Raw genomic sequence first — 14,849 nt, 5'->3', positions numbered from 1 at the left:
CACTTTTTTTAGAAACTTGGCATCGGGCTCTGCCGAGGCACTATAACGGACCATCACTGGTACATCGCTATTGGCATGTAAGAGAGTGTGTACTTTAATACCTCCTTTTCGTTTTCCTTCTTTGTTGGACAGACCGGAAGCTTTTAGAATCTCCTGGAATAATGCAATGCTTGTAGAATCAAAGATATACAAGTTGTTTTTCCTGGAGCGCCTGCGGCTGTCCGGCAAAATTGGCTTGTATTTATCCAATAATTTTAGATAAATTTTTTCAAATATTTCCGGACTACGTTGATTGTTGGCATCGGCAATTGTGCTACGACGCGGATGAGATTTTAGACCCAAATGATGAATACGGTGCTCCCAAGCCAGTAAGCCTGTGGCAACTTCCCGAAGAGATGTACAGCGATTAAAAATGGCATATAACATGGTTACCAGGTGATCATAGCACTTAAATGATTTGTAGTAACGGTCCCCATTGAGTTCTCGGGACACCTGCTGAACCAGGCTGCGGGGAATGTAATTTAAAACTTGATTGAAAATCGGCTGTCCGGTAAAAAAGCTACCTTTACGCATGGCTATTTTTTGTTGTGGTAAACTAAAAATAACCAAAAGGAGGCCTCCGGCCTCCTTATTTATTCTATTTCTTGAGTCTTTTACCGGACACCAATGCTTGTGAACTGTGAACTGAGAACTGAGAACTGTGAACTGCTATTATTGAATGCTAAATTCGAATGGCAACCGCGCCTGGGTAACCCCGATCATTGCTTTTACCCGCTTTATGGCCTTAAATGTCTTTAACCCATCTTCGCCCAGCTCTTTTTGCAGGGCCGATTGGGCGGCTTCTTCCTTATAACCGCCGAAGATCATTTCCAGCACATTGTGAGGTTCGGGATATTCACGCAGCCGGTAATCGCTTGTTTTAGCCATCCTGGCAGCACAGGCAATGGCATCATCCAAACCACCCATGCGGTCGACCAGGCCGAGTTGCAGGGCGCGTGAACCGCTCCATACCCTGCCCTGCCCGATGCTGTCGATATAACTGATATCCTTTTTCCGGCCCTGGGCTACTCTTTCCTTAAAGGTGAAGTAAATGGAATCAACACTGTTTTGCAGATAGACCTTTTGAGCAGGCGTTAATGGCTTGGTGGCCGTTAACATATCGGCCTGGGGGGCCGTTTTAACGCCATCGAAGGTAATGCCCAGTTTATCGTTGAAGAATTTCTGCATGTTCGGCAAAAGAGTGAACACCCCGATCGATCCGGTAATCGTATTGGTTTGTGCAAAAATGCTGTCGGCATTACAGGATAAATAATATGCTCCCGACGCCGCCACATCGCCAAAACTTACAACAACCGGTTTCACTTTGCGGGCCAGGGTAAGCTCCCGCCAGATATTCTCACTGGCCAGCGCGCTGCCGCCACCCGAGTTAATGCGAATGACAATGGCTTTTATCTTTTCATCGAGGCGGGCTTTGCGAACCAGGTCGCGATACGTTACACTGCCAATGCGGTCCTGGTCACCCTTGCCATCTACAATATCGCCCTGGGCATAAATAACAGCGATCTTATCGGCGCCATCGCGCTTATATTCCACGGCTTTGGCATATTTCTGAATGTTGATCAGGTTGAGCTTTTCGAGCTTTACCCCACCAAGTTTAGCGGCTATTTCGCTTTTCACCTCATCATCATACTTCAAGCCGTCTATTAGGCCGTATTTCACGGCATCCGCTGCATATTGGATCCGGTATTCATTGGCGTATTGATGCAAGGTGGCCGTATCGAGCCTGCGGGCTTCAGCAGTCTGTTCTAAGAACCGACCATACATATCGCCCAGCATAACCGACAACTGCAGGCGGTTGGCTTCGGTCATGGATGTTTCGCGGAATGGCTCTGTAGCGCTTTTGAATTTGCCCGCATAAAAGATCTGCGGTTCTATTTCCAGTTTTTGCAACAGTCCTTTTACATAGGCCAGTTCAACGGCATAACCGCGCCAGTCGACCCCGCCTTCCGGATTACAATAAATCTTAGTAGCCACATTTCCCACAGCATAACCGCCCTGGGTAATTACATCACCATAGGCATATATGAATTTGCCTGAACTTTTAAAGTCGAGCAATGCATTGCGGATCTCCTGGCTGGCGCCCATGCCATTGCCATTGTTGCCGCATTTGATGTAAATGCCCTTTACTGCTGAATCTGTCTTGGCATATTTGATCAGGCGAACTACATCATATAACGAGGGCATATCACCGTCGTCCTTACCGGAAAAACGGGCCAGTGGATTTTCCACACCCACTTCAGGATAAGTGCGGCCCAGATCAATCTCCAGTACCGCTTTGGCGCCCGTTTTTACCTTGTCCTTGCTGGCTATATTCGTCACAAAACCGATAAAAACAAAAATGATGATCACGCATATCACGAAAAAAGCCAGGAGGGACGCCAGGAATATTTTAAAAAAGCTCTTCATTAACAAATTTATTTTAAACGAAATTCAAAGATATTTGACCCTTCGAGGGAGTGCAATATATGAATAAAGTCTTTTTACTGATAGGCGGCAATATGGGCGACAGGTTGCAAAACCTGCACCAGGCTGTAAGCCTGTTATCGGCTACCTGTGGACCGGTTGTACAACAATCGGCCGTGTACGAAACTGCTGCCTGGGGCAAAACCGATCAGGCCGCTTTTTTGAACCAGGCGCTTTTATTAACCACTTCTTTAAGCGCCCGGGAACTGATCACCACGATCTTATCAGTAGAAGAAAAAATGGGCCGTCGGCGGCTGGAAAGATTCGGCCCGCGCCTGATAGACATCGACATATTGTTCTACAATGATGCCGTTATAGATGAACCTGACCTTAGTATTCCCCACCCCGAGCTGCCCAACCGCCGTTTTGTGCTTGCGCCGCTCAATGAAATTGCGCCTGCATTTGTACATCCGGTTCTGAAAAAAAGCGTTGCCCATTTATTGGAAGAATGTCCGGATAAGTTGGAGGTTGCTGTCTTTAAAAATGGCGGGAAGTAAGTACACACTGGCTTTTTTCACGACGAAACAAGGAATCAAGAATAAATGAAATATCATTTCATAACGATAGAAGGAAATATCGGTGCCGGTAAAACTACGCTGGCGTATTTGCTGGCCAAACATTTTAATGCACGTTTAATCCTGGAAGAATTCGCCGACAACCCTTTCCTGGCCAAATTTTATGAAAACCCGCAGCAATATGCGTTCCCGGTAGAATTGTTTTTCATGGCAGAACGGTATAAGCAATTAAAGGAACTGATCCACACCAATGATCTTTTCCAGCGGATCACCATAACCGATTACCTGTTCACCAAATGCCTGTTGTTCGCCAAGATCAACCTGCCCGAAGAGGAATTCAGGTTATATCAAAAACTATTCGATATCATTCACCAGCAGCTGGTTCAGCCTGAGCTGCTCATTTACCTGCATGCACCCGTGAGCCGCTTACAGCAGAACATAAAAAAACGGAACCGTTCCTACGAACAAAGTATCCCCGATGAATACCTGCTGAACATTCAACAGACCTATACCCATTATATAAAACAACATAATATCAAAACGCTGTTCATCGATGCCGGCAATGCCGATTTTCTCAGCAATCCGAAACATTTACAGGTCATCATCGATGCCCTGGAAAATGACTATGAGCAGGGTCAACATTATTTTACATTACCATAATAGCCCGGCCCCTAAAGGGGACAGGCTGTTGAATGTAGCGACCACTTCTCGGTGTGTATTAATACTCAAACTTTCTAAGCGTAGGCGCTTTAAACCACATAATTACTACAACAAGCAGGGTCATGGCGCCGCCAAAAACGACAGAAGGCACTTTGCCCATTAAATGCGCCGCCACCCCGCTTTCAAAAGCGCCGATCTCATTCGATGAGTTAATGAACATGGAGTTTACCGCAGATACGCGCCCGCGCATTTCATCGGGCGTTTTCAATTGCAGAATGGTGCCGCGGATCACCACGCTGATGCCATCGAGGGCGCCGCTCAGCATCAACGCAACAAAGGAAAGCCAGTATACGGTTGAAATGCCAAACGTAATGATGCTCAAGCCGAAACCGGCCACCACAAACAATAATATCATACCCTGCTTTTTACGAAGTGGATAAAAGGTAAGTGTTAGAATAACGATCATGGAACCGATATCGGCCGCTGCATTCAGCCAGCCGAAACCAATGGCGCCTACGTGTAAAATTTCGCCGGCAAAGAAGGGGATCATCGCTGTGGTGCCACCAAACAATACAGCCAGCATATCGAGCGATAAAGCGCCCAGCAATTCCTTTGTGCCGAATACATAGCGCAATCCTTCTTTTACACTTTCCCAGGTAGCCTGCCCTTTGTTCGAATGCACAATGGGTTTGCGTTCTATCTGGAACAATGCCGTCCCGGCAATGGCGATATACGTCATGATCAATATAAAAGTTCCGGTATAACCGGCATAGGCCACCAGGAAACCGGCCGACGCATGCCCCAGTACAGAAGCCGATAACCAGGTGCTCGAACTCCAGGTGACCGCATTCGGCAAAACAGTTTTGGGCACCAGTTGCGCTAATATTGAACTGGTGGCGGGTCCTGAAAAAGAACGCAGCACACCTGTACAGAACATAACTCCGTAGATAGCAAACTGAACAAATTGTTTACCCAGGCTCAATTCAGTTTGCCGGAACGTTATGAGCAGGAATGCAGCCGAACAGAGAAAATACAAAACGATCATTCTGAACAGCAGGGTACGCTTGTCGCTTCTGTCAACCACATGCCCGGAATATAAAGCCAGCGAAATAGCAGGGATCGCTTCTGATAAACCTACAAAGGCAATGGCGAGCGGACTTTTTGTGATCTGGTACATTTTCCAGCCAATTACGGTGGCAATCATACGCATGGCCATTATAAAGAAGAACCGTTGAATAATGAACAGGCGAAATTCTTTGATGCGTATCGAAGCGAAAGGACTTGAAGGATTATCGGTACCAGGATCAACAGCCATTCTATTACAATTTGATGGTCAACAAACGTAAAAATTGCTGCAAAAGTAACAGTTATTGCCTATATGTACCGGTCACATTGTTAAAGCAAAGCTTCAGGCCTTGTAAAAGATCTTTTAAACCATTGTATTAAATGTTGTAAAAAAATCAGGATCACCATTTTGAACCAAACCATTTCTGGAATTGTATAGGCAGTAATCCACATATATAATTGACTGCTTTCAGTGAAAGCCGGCACTTTTTAATCTATCGCTGTAGTAGAATTAATTCCAGCAGCAGGCGAAATGAGAATTATAAAAGTGGTAATTTCAATCTTCTGTTTAAATATATACAATGGCAAGTATTATTGATTTGGTAGGCAACACCCCCATGGTAGAGATCAAACAGCTCAATCCCAATCCGAATGTAACTATATATGCCAAACTGGAAGGCGATAACCCGGGCGGTAGCGTGAAGGACCGGCCTGCGCTGAATATGATCAGGTCTGCCCTTGAAAGGGGTGAAATAAAACCAGGCTCCAAATTGATCGAAGCAACAAGTGGTAACACCGGCATTGCCCTGGCCATGGTAGCCCGCTTGTTCAACCTTGATATTGAACTGGTGATGCCATCCACATCAACCCGCGAAAGAACCCTCACCATGGAAGCATACGGCGCCAAAGTAACGCTGCTGGAGAGCATTGAAAAATGCCGCGATTACGCCGAAGAAAAAGCAGCTACCGGTGAGTTCATCATCCTGAACCAGTTCTCTAATCCTGATAATTACAAAGCGCATTATAAAACAACCGGTCCCGAGATCTGGCGCGATACGAACCAAACCATCACCCACTTCGTGAGCTCGATGGGCACTACCGGCACCATTATGGGCTGTTCTATGTTCTTTAAGGAAAAGAACCCGGCGATCCAGATCGTGGGCTGCCAGCCAACGGAAGAGTCCTCTATTCCCGGCATCCGGCGCTGGCCCAAGGAATACCTGCCCAAGATCTTCGATCCCAGCCGGGTCGATCGCATCATCGATGTATCGCAGCAGGAAGCTACGATTACCGCCCGGCAACTGGCCAAAGTGGAAGGCGTATTTGCAGGCATGAGCAGTGGGGGAGCCGCTTCTGCCGCTTTCAGGGTGGCCAAAGAGCTTACATCAGGCGTAATTGTGTTCATCGTTTGCGACCGGGGCGACCGGTATCTGAGCAGCGATCTGTTCGGATAATAATCGCACGGTTTTTGTATATTTAATCCAAGCCTGATTACCTATGCAAAAATTTAAGCCGTTACTCATTGAACTGATCTGGTTAGGTCTTATCCTGAACGCCACCGTATTGGTGACCATTTTTGTGTTTGGCTGGACCTTCCTCAGCAATCATTTCGACATCCGCCTGCACGAGACCTATTTCACCATCTCTTCCTGGAAAATTGTATTACCGTTATTTATCTTCTTTGCCTTTTTTATCTTTTTGGTAAAAGAGATCAGGCACCAGTTCAGCAGGAAAGCATCGAATATTATCATGCTCGTTGCAGGCTCCATGCTCATCCTGCTCATAGCTACCATCAATAAACAGGTGATCATATCAGAGATGATCTATTTTGGCGATGCGACCATTTACCCTCCCCTGTCGGCCATGAAAGAATCACAGATGAAAAGGGCGATCCGTCCGGCCGTCCATGTAGTGTCAAATTCGCTTACCGTCATTCAGTTTATCGTAACCTTATGTCTGTTGTATGTAGCTTTTAAAATGGGAAGAAATAATCTGCTGCCTGTGCCCGGTAAAAACAATCTTGTGGTGAATCATACGAACAATATGGTGAAGCCTAAGGCGCCTGCATTGCCCCAGGTCAAAGCAAAATCGGAAACAGGTGGAAAGTTGACGAGTTAATTAGGTTAATAAAATTGATCAATTGAGTTCTAGGTCATGCAATACTTTCTATTGAGAGTATTAATCTCCATTCCCGATTGCCTGTTGCCTTGTTGTCTTTTCTCTGCCTTGTTGCCTCATTGCCTTTTTGCCTTGTTGCTTCGATGCCTTTTAAGAAACTTCCGCCGTCGTAGGATCCATAATAGTGCGCACACGGCTTATCCTATCGGCCGGAAAACCTGCAGTAGCTGCATGTTTTTTGATCGCTTCCTCATCAGTTGCATTATAAACGCAGTAGATCTTATTATCTGTTACATAACTGTGTACCCACTGTATGGAAGGGCCCATTTCCATTAACACGCCGCAGGACGTTTGGGCTGCCTGTTGAAGTTGTTCCTGGGAAAGATTACCAACATTGGGCATCTCTCTTTCAATGACGAATTTTGGCATAGCAATTAATTTACTATAAAGGTAAATGTATTGCCGCCCGAAAAAAACTGACCTTCGACAGAATTGCTTACGTATTCACCTGTATTTCATTAGCACATCAGCAAATCAGCACATCAGCTAATTATTGCCCGTATTTCATTAGCACATCAGCAAATCAGCACATCAGCTAATTAGCACATCAGCACATCAGCTAATTATTGCCTGATCCCCATTTCCTTCAGCTCTTCGATCTTCTTGCGGTCGCCTACGATCCACACAATATCGTCCCATTCAAAAACCGTATTTGAATCCGGGTTCAAAATGCGCTTTCCATCGCGCTCGATGCCAACCACCACGCCTTTCGTTATCTCGCGAATACCGGAGGCACGAATCGTCTTTCCGCGCAAGGCAGTATGGTTATCCACGATCAATCTATTCAGGATGATCTCTGAATCACCGTTCTGTGAAGGCAGAATGGCCGATTCCAGAATGTTGCGGAACTGTTCCAGCTGTACATCCGTGCCAATGACCGCAATCTTATCAAAAGGATATAATACGTCTGTGCGCGATGGCGCTGTAATAGTTATTGAGCCCCGTTCCACATACGCAATGTTGATCCCATATTGTTCCCGCCAGGCCAGCTCCTGCAGGGTTTTACCTACTACCGCCGACTCGGGCGGCATGGTAAAAAACGCCATGTGCGCATCCCAGGGCGACAGGTCACTGGTGCCCGAAGGTTGCAGCTGCTCACGTTGGTTCAAATTCATGAGGAACCGTTTTTCTATGCGCGCATAGAATGAATTTAACCGCCGGGCAAATACCAGCAATACGATCACGATGACCGGTAATATGGCCACAAAGGCGATCATGGTATTGAACAGCTGGTTTACCATAAAACCAACCAGCAGCACCATCAATACATTTCGCAGCACTTCGAGCATTACGAGCGGACCATGATTATACTTTTTATCGAGCCATAAATTTGTATACGACATAGAGTGCAGCCTCCGAATGGCCAATCCCCAAAAGAAAGGAGCGGTAGCGATCAGGGTGATCGCACAAGTTACGATCGCCGGCCATATTTCACCAGTTACATTGTTTTTCAACACCGGCAACAAATAAGTGGCAGACAATAATATAATGGCAATAATGATCACCGAATTTGAAGTCATCACCGTAAGATAAGATCTCAATACCACCCGCCAGTCGCTTTCGGCCTGAAGGGTTTGGGCGCCGGTACTGTACTGATTGATCGCCATTCGCCATTTCAGTGGTAACCTGGGTGCAAGCCAGCCAAAGAAAGGATCCGCCAGTTTGATCATATAGGGTGTGGTGAAGGCGGTGATCACCGAAACGCCTACCGCTATCGGGTATAAATAATCACCGGTCACATTCAATGATAACCCAAGGGTGGCAATAATAAAGGAGAATTCCCCGATCTGCGCCAGGCTCATGCCCGCCTGGATAGATTGCCTTAATGGCTGGCCCGATAACAGGGCGCCTATCGTAACATTGACCGTTTTGCCCAGGATCACCACGGCTGATATTATTAGCACCGGGCCAATGTGTTTAATAAGCATTTCGGGGTCGATCAATAATCCTACCGATACAAAAAATATGGCGCCAAACAGGTTCTTGACCGGTTGCACCAGGTGCTCTATCCTTTCAGCCTGCGTTGTCTCCGCCAGCACAGAGCCCATAATAAAAGCGCCTAAAGGGGCAGAGAAACCGACATAGGTAGCCAGCACCACCATTACCAAACACAAACCCAATGATATGACCAGCATGGTTTCGTCATTCATCAGCTTTCGCCCCCATTTGAAGAAGCCCGGAAGCAGAAATATGCCCGAGAGGAACCAGAGACATAAGAAAAATACCAGCTTTAGTGCCGATAGCAACATCTCCATACCGGCAAACTCACGGCTAAGCGCAAGGGTCGAGAGCAAGACCATCATCAGCACCGCCATGAGATCTTCAATGATCAGCACCCCCATTACAATACCGGCGAACTTTCGGGTTTTTACCCCCAATTCATCAAAAGCCCGGATGATGATCGTAGTAGATGAAATTGCAATGATACCACCCAGGAATATGCAATCCATCGTAGGCCATCCCAACAGTTTCCCGGTTATATAACCTAACGTCACCATACACATGATCTCATATACCCCGGTTACCCCGGCCGTGCCGCCTATCTTCATCAGTTTTTTAAAGCTGAACTCAAGACCGAGGCTGAACAACAGGAAGATCACACCGATATCAGCCCACACCTTCACGCCGTCAAGGTCAGAGATGGAAGGCAGCAAGGTGAAGTTGGGACCAACCAGCAATCCGGCCAGGATATATCCCAGCACTACCGGTTGTTTTAACTTTTTAAATAGCAGGGTGGTTACACCGGCAATGGCCAGTATCAAGGCTAGGTCCTGTATGAGGGTTGGTAAATGCGACATCAAAAGCCAATGTGATAATTTGCTAATATGCTAATGTGATAATACAGCTGCAAGGGATGCCGTGTTACGGTACAGGTTGCAGGGAGAATAACGCTCATAATCCCAATGTATAATGGCTTGTCACTTGAAACCTGTAACCTGTAATAACCCTTTCGTTCACTCATTTCTCAATTTGCAATAATCTTTCCATCACATAATACACTGCCGGACAAAAACTCGAATTTTTTAACGTAAGCTGCGGCCGTTTCAGGATCACATCTTCATCGGTGTAGGGAAACCGCTCGCAATCAGACGGACGAACTTCATAAATACTACAATAGTTGTCGGCCCCAAGAAACGCACAGGGCGTTTGCTTTACCACATAATCCCCTTCTTCATCTAACCGTAAATAAGTTTCAATGAAAACACTTTCCTTCATTTTAAGGTGTTTGCTGATACGCTTGATATCAGGCGTCTTAAAACGGGGCGAATAGTTCTTACAACAGGCGGCACATTGCAAACAATCAACTGTTGAAAACGCTTCATCATGCAGTTCGGGCAATTTTTTCAACACTTTGTTCCGGTCTGCTCTTTTTAACAAAGTTTTGTACTGCTTCTGATGCTCTGCGCTTTTCTTCTGCCAGTTGCCATCTGCCATTCCCCCAACAGGCTCATTATTATCGCGATGTGCTGTCATTTATTTTATATAACTACATTTATTTTTAAAAGTGGCCGGCTGAATTAATACTAAAAACGACCCTAAACCTGCCGGATAATTGTCACCCGTTCGCCCGGTCGCTTATGCTATAAACTTCAGCCTGTAACTTGGCATCTGCAGCGGCGAGATCCAGCGGGAAACGGCTGTCCCTCATTGGGCGAATGCAGTTTTACCGGCCCCTGCAAGTTACTTTATCCCTGACATTCATGGTTTGGTTTTTGATTTTTAATTCACATGAGCGCATTATACGATCAGATCATATTGCTTTTGTCAACACCGCTATATGTCCTGGTTATTGGAGCCGAACTGCTGATCAGCCATTTGGAAGGTATAAGTTCCTATAGTTGGAAAGATACCGTTCACAATTTCCTCCTCAGCCTTTTGACCGGCTTAACCGATCTGGCCATGCGTGGCATCAGTCTGATCGTGCTTACCTGGTTTTTCACTCTTAGCTTATTCTCCTGGTCTCATTCTGCAATACACTGGCTCGTACTGTTGCTGCTCACCGATTTCATGCATTACTGGCTGCACCGGCTCGGACATCAATGCCGTTTTTTTTGGGCCGTTCATGTGAACCACCACACCTCAACCCACTTTAATTTCAGTGTGGGTTTCCGCAGCGGCGTACTGGAACCTTTTTACAGTTTCCTGTTCTTTATTCCGATCACAATGGCCGGCTTCGCGCCCATAGATATCTTCTTTATGTATTCTGTATGCCAGGTGTGGGCGATCTTAACCCATACCGAAAAAGTGCGCAGGCTGGGCTGGCTGGAATATATCTTTGTAACGCCCTCCCATCACCGGGTTCACCATGCTTCCAATGCGAGGTACCTCGACCGGAACATGGGAACCGTCTTTATCATCTGGGATAAACTCTTTGGCACTTTTCAGGCAGAATTACCGCCGCAACAATATGAACCCATCCGCTATGGCATCACCCATCCCCTCGAAAAAGAGTCCCTGCCCAATATCATTTTTCACGAATGGGCTGCTATTTGGAAAGATCTGCGCCGTAAGGACATTGGCTTCAAAAAAAAGCTCAGGTACCTCTTTGGTCCGCCGGGCTGGAGCCATGACGGCAGCCGGTTCACCAGCGACCAAATGCGGGCGAAAGAAAAACAGCGTTCTGCATACAAAGTTCAAAACCCCAAGTTTTAACGCGCAAGTGCTTTGTTATTAGCTTGTTAGCACTTAGTTAGTAAGTCAGCCATTGGTGAACGCCGCTGCGCTCTCATGCACTTGATGATCTAATTGACTTTATAACTGATTGACAACCAAAAATTAATGCGTTTTCGCATTATCACATTAGCTAATTAGCACATTAGCTAGGTCTTGCTCTTATCCCCATTGAATTCACGCCTGATGCCAAACAGGTGTTAGTCTGCCAGTTTAATATTAACTTTGCGGCCTTATACCTTAAAATGACCATTGCCAGGCTTAGGATCCAGAAACAATAAACTACAAACATAAACGGGATTATGAATCTTTTTGAACAACAGAATACTGAATTCATCCGTCGCCACATTGGACCCACTGAATCTGAAACCCGCCAGATGCTGAAAGCTATCGGCGAAAGCAGCCTCGATGCGCTGATCGATAAAACAGTGCCGGCTGGTATTCGCATGGAGGGAGACCTGAACATTCCGCCTTCCATCAGCGAATATGAATACCTGCAATTGATCAAAGACATTTCGCTAAAAAATAAGGTCTATAAGAACTATATCGGCCAGGGTTATTATGATACCATTACGCCCAGCGTCATTCTGCGTAACGTATTTGAGAATCCGGGCTGGTATACCCAGTATACGCCTTACCAGGCTGAAATTTCACAGGGCCGTCTCGAGAGCCTATTGAACTTTCAAACCATGGTAAGCGATCTTACTGCCCTGCCGCTGACCAACGCGTCCCTGCTCGATGAAGCCACTGCCGCCGCCGAGGCCATGACCATGTTCTTCAACACCCTGAATAAGGATCATGAACATATCACGCGGCCGAAGTTCTTTATCGATATCGATACATTCCCCCAAACGAAAGATGTAGTGGTTACCCGCGCTGAACCCGTAGGAATTGAAGTAGTGTTTGGCGATTACCGAACTGCCACGATCGATCAGCAGTTCTTCGGTGCGCTGGTACAATACCCCAACGACAAAGGCGCCATAGAAGACTATCGCGACTTCATCAATAAAGTACACCAGGCAGGCGCTTATGTAGCCATGGGTACCGACCTGCTGGCCCTCACGCTGCTGACACCGCCCGGCGAACTGGGCGCCGATGTAGCCTTCGGTTCCGCCCAACGCTTTGGCGTTCCTTTAGGTTTTGGCGGTCCGCACGCAGCATTTTTTGCCGCTAAAGAAGAATTCAAAAGGAATATTCCCGGCCGGATCATCGGGGTGAGCATCGATGCGCAGAACAACCGCGCCCTGCGGATGGCCCTGCAAACCCGCGAGCAGCATATCAAACGCGAGAAAGCCACCAGCAATATTTGTACGGCCCAGGCCCTGCTGGCGAACATGGCCGCCATGTACGCGGTTTATCATGGTCCCGACGGACTGAAGAACATAGCCAAAAGAGTCACAGTGCTTGCCAATGCACTGGCCGAAGAACTGGAAGCGGAAGGATATGAGCTGGTACATAAGAACTTCTTCGATACGATCGTATTCAGGGCAAAGAATGCCAGCAGCATTCGCAAAAAAGCAGAAGCCGCTCAGATCAATTTCCGCTATTATGGCAATAACGAGGTAGGGATATCACTCGATGAAACCACTACCCTGAGCGATGTGCTGGATATTCTGTTACTGCTCGATCATCCGAACGATCAAAGTGTAGCCACATTCAGCCTGAGCGAAGACGCCGTACTGTACAATATTCCAAATACGCTTACCCGCACCAGTCATTATCTAACACACCCGGTGTTCAATACCCACCGCAGTGAAACAGAAATGATGCGGTACATCAAACAGCTTGAGAATAAAGACCTGTCGCTGAATACATCCATGATCTCACTTGGCAGTTGTACTATGAAACTGAATGCCGCCAGTGAAATGATCCCCCTGAGCTGGCAGCACTGGAGCAAAATACATCCCTTTGCGCCGGCCGATCAAACGGAAGGGTATAAACAGATCACCGATGAATTGAGCAAATACCTCTGTGAGATCACCGCCTTTGACGCCTGCAGCCTGCAGCCGAACAGCGGCGCCCAGGGCGAATATGCAGGTCTGCTCGTGATCCGCGCTTACCATGAAAGCCGCAACGAATCACATCGCAACGTGATGCTTATCCCCATTTCTGCCCACGGTACGAACCCCGCGAGTGCTGTTATGGCCGGCATGAAGGTCGTGGTCGTGAAGGCGCTGGAAAATGGTTATATCGATGTGGAAGACCTTAAGGCTAAAGCGGAACAACACAGCAAGAACCTCGCAGGGATCATGATCACTTACCCCAGCACCTATGGGGTTTATGAAGAAACCGTAAAAGAGATCACAAAGATCGTTCACCAGCATGGCGGACAGGTATACATGGATGGCGCCAACATGAATGCCCAGGTGGGTTTAACCGCCCCCGGTTTAATAGGCGCTGATGTATGCCATTTGAACCTGCATAAAACCTTTGCTATTCCACATGGCGGCGGCGGTCCCGGCATGGGCCCCATTTGTGTAAAGGAACACCTTGCCAGATTCCTGCCCGGTAACCTGCAAACAGAACATGTTACTATCGAGAGCAGCCGTGGCCGTGATAAATCTACCAGCCTTACCACCATCAATTCGGTAAGTGCAGCTCCTTATGGTTCAGCCTCCATATTGCTTATCAGTTATGCCTATATCAGGATGCTGGGCGCCGAAGGCGTTCGCAAAGCCAGTGAATATGCCATCCTGAATGCGAATTATATGCGGGCCCGCCTGGAAGGACAATACGAGATCCTGTACACGAACCATAATGGTGAATGTGCGCACGAATTTATCGTTGACCTGCGCCCCTTCAAGAAGAGTGCTGAAATTGAAGCGGAAGATGTGGCCAAACGTTTGATGGACTATGGCTTCCACGCGCCTACAATGAGCTTCCCAGTACCGGGCACTATTATGATAGAACCTACGGAAAGCGAAGACAAAGCCGAACTCGATCGTTTCTGCGATGCGCTGTTAAGCATCCGCGAAGAGATCCGCGCGATTGAAGAAGGCAGGGCCGATAAAAAAGACAATGCATTGAAGAATGCGCCGCATACGCAACATGTTGTGATCAGTTCCCAATGGTCACACAGTTATACCCGCGAACAGGCAGCATTCCCGTTACCGTATATACGTGAGAATAAATTCTGGCCCAGTGTGGCAAGAGTGAATAACACCCATGGTGACCGGAACCTGATCTGTACCTGCGAACCGGTAAGTTCGTATGTTGAAGCAGAAGCTTAAATAATTA

The 14,849-nt window shown here is 47.1% G+C and carries 12 protein-coding genes; 6 read left to right on the top strand and 6 right to left on the bottom strand.

Translation table 11 applies throughout. The annotated features are described in order from the left end of the window. A partial coding sequence (locus JT717_RS27130; protein ID WP_205514442.1) for a DUF4372 domain-containing protein occupies positions 1 to 573 on the bottom strand: 573 nt, incomplete at its 3' end. Positions 574 to 711: 138 nt separating this feature from the next. Further along, positions 712 to 2,466: a signal peptide peptidase SppA gene (gene sppA, locus JT717_RS27125; RefSeq protein ID WP_205514441.1), complete on the bottom strand. Its 1,755-nt coding sequence runs from the start codon at positions 2,464 to 2,466 to the stop codon at positions 712 to 714. A 59-nt stretch (positions 2,467 to 2,525) separates the two neighbouring features. Here sppA and folK point away from each other — a divergent pair, with 59 nt between their 5' ends. Together folK and JT717_RS27115 are read left to right on the top strand one after the other, a co-directional pair. Then, a complete protein-coding gene (folK, locus tag JT717_RS27120) occupies positions 2,526 to 3,020 on the top strand; it encodes a 2-amino-4-hydroxy-6-hydroxymethyldihydropteridine diphosphokinase (RefSeq protein WP_205514440.1) in 495 nt (164 codons plus the stop codon). Positions 3,021 to 3,065: 45 nt separating this feature from the next. After that, positions 3,066 to 3,698, top strand: coding sequence for a deoxynucleoside kinase (locus tag JT717_RS27115; RefSeq protein ID WP_205514439.1), 633 nt, complete (start codon positions 3,066 to 3,068; stop codon positions 3,696 to 3,698). A gap of 58 nt (positions 3,699 to 3,756) precedes the next feature. Here the strand turns inward: JT717_RS27115 and JT717_RS27110 are convergent, their stop codons facing one another. Then, positions 3,757 to 5,013: an MFS transporter gene (locus tag JT717_RS27110; RefSeq protein ID WP_205514438.1), complete on the bottom strand. Its 1,257-nt coding sequence runs from the start codon at positions 5,011 to 5,013 to the stop codon at positions 3,757 to 3,759. A gap of 331 nt (positions 5,014 to 5,344) precedes the next feature. On the opposite strand from JT717_RS27110, the gene cysM reads away from it, so the two are divergent. Both cysM and JT717_RS27100 read left to right on the top strand, forming a co-directional pair. Continuing rightward, on the top strand, positions 5,345 to 6,217 hold the full coding sequence (gene cysM / locus JT717_RS27105) for a cysteine synthase CysM (protein WP_205514437.1): 873 nt from the start codon (positions 5,345 to 5,347) through the stop codon (positions 6,215 to 6,217). Positions 6,218 to 6,260: 43 nt separating this feature from the next. Then, the gene (locus tag JT717_RS27100) at positions 6,261 to 6,881 is read left to right on the top strand and encodes a hypothetical protein (RefSeq protein WP_205514436.1); all 621 of its coding nucleotides are present in this window, start codon (positions 6,261 to 6,263) and stop codon (positions 6,879 to 6,881) included. Positions 6,882 to 7,031: 150 nt separating this feature from the next. Here JT717_RS27100 and JT717_RS27095 read toward each other — a convergent pair whose 3' ends face one another. The 3 genes from JT717_RS27095 to JT717_RS27085 form a co-directional block, all read right to left on the bottom strand. Then, a complete protein-coding gene (locus JT717_RS27095) occupies positions 7,032 to 7,310 on the bottom strand; it encodes a DUF4242 domain-containing protein (RefSeq protein ID WP_205514435.1) in 279 nt (92 codons plus the stop codon). 194 nt (positions 7,311 to 7,504) lie between these two features. Then, positions 7,505 to 9,739 carry a monovalent cation:proton antiporter family protein gene (locus JT717_RS27090; protein ID WP_205514434.1) on the bottom strand — a complete coding sequence of 745 codons (2,235 nt, stop codon included), beginning with the start codon at positions 9,737 to 9,739 and terminating at the stop codon, positions 7,505 to 7,507. 160 nt (positions 9,740 to 9,899) lie between these two features. After that, positions 9,900 to 10,415 carry a YkgJ family cysteine cluster protein gene (locus JT717_RS27085; RefSeq protein WP_205514433.1) on the bottom strand — a complete coding sequence of 172 codons (516 nt, stop codon included), beginning with the start codon at positions 10,413 to 10,415 and terminating at the stop codon, positions 9,900 to 9,902. 255 nt (positions 10,416 to 10,670) lie between these two features. On the opposite strand from JT717_RS27085, the gene JT717_RS27080 reads away from it, so the two are divergent. Beyond that, positions 10,671 to 11,594 carry a sterol desaturase family protein gene (locus JT717_RS27080; protein ID WP_205514432.1) on the top strand — a complete coding sequence of 308 codons (924 nt, stop codon included), beginning with the start codon at positions 10,671 to 10,673 and terminating at the stop codon, positions 11,592 to 11,594. A gap of 320 nt (positions 11,595 to 11,914) precedes the next feature. Further along, entirely contained in the window at positions 11,915 to 14,842 is a 2,928-nt protein-coding gene (gene gcvP / locus JT717_RS27075) for an aminomethyl-transferring glycine dehydrogenase (protein ID WP_205514431.1), read from the top strand. Positions 14,843 to 14,849: the final 7 nt, after the last annotated feature.

Origin of the sequence: Longitalea arenae (assembly GCF_016924755.1) — a bacterium.
GTDB classification, from domain to species: Bacteria; Bacteroidota; Bacteroidia; order Chitinophagales; family Chitinophagaceae; genus Niastella; species Niastella arenae.
Note: the sequence above shows the minus strand (reverse complement) of the source record. Positions and strands in the feature narration are given on the sequence as shown.